The following is a 557-nucleotide window of genomic DNA, read 5'->3' as shown; positions in this document are numbered from 1 at the left end:
CGTCGCGGCCAAGGCTGTTGCCGTGAGCACTCCTATACCTGGTATTGTAGCCAGTCGCTGGCTGGTCTCGCACTGGCCGTGCCAAGCCTTTATCTCGCGATCGAGCCGCGCGATCTCGGCCTCCTGGGCATCCAGTTGCCTCACCAGGCACAGCAAGGTTGCCTGCCCCACCTCAGGAAGGCCATCGGTGGCATTCTCAAGGTCGGTAACAAGGCAACGTACCTGCTGTGGGCCTCGGGCGGCCACAATGCCGAATTCTGCAAGGTGCGCGCGCAAGGCATTGACCAGCATCGTACGCTGGCGCACCAGCAGATCCCGAGCGCGATGCAGCATCAATACAGCCTGCTGGTCAGCGCTTTTGATAGCGACTAAATGCATGTTCGGCCGGGTGACGGCTTCACATATCGCTTCGGCATCCGCCATGTCATTCTTTTGCCGCTTCACATAAGGTTTGACGTAAGCTGGCGGGATCAAACGCACTTCATGCCCTAATGCTGCGATCTCACGAGCCCAATAATGACTGGTCACACAGGCTTCCATGCCAATCAGGCAGGGGG

Annotated in this window: 1 protein-coding gene; it reads right to left on the bottom strand. The window is 58.9% G+C overall.

Going from position 1 to position 557, the window contains the following annotated elements:
• The coding region (locus tag Q0835_RS30070; protein ID WP_298967175.1) for an IS110 family transposase at positions 1-557 on the bottom strand (557 nt) is incomplete at both ends.

Origin of the sequence: uncultured Roseibium sp., assembly GCF_947499295.1 — a bacterium.
In the GTDB taxonomy this organism is placed as follows: Bacteria; Pseudomonadota; Alphaproteobacteria; order Rhizobiales; family Stappiaceae; genus Roseibium.
This window is presented reverse-complemented; position numbering and strand designations above follow the sequence as displayed.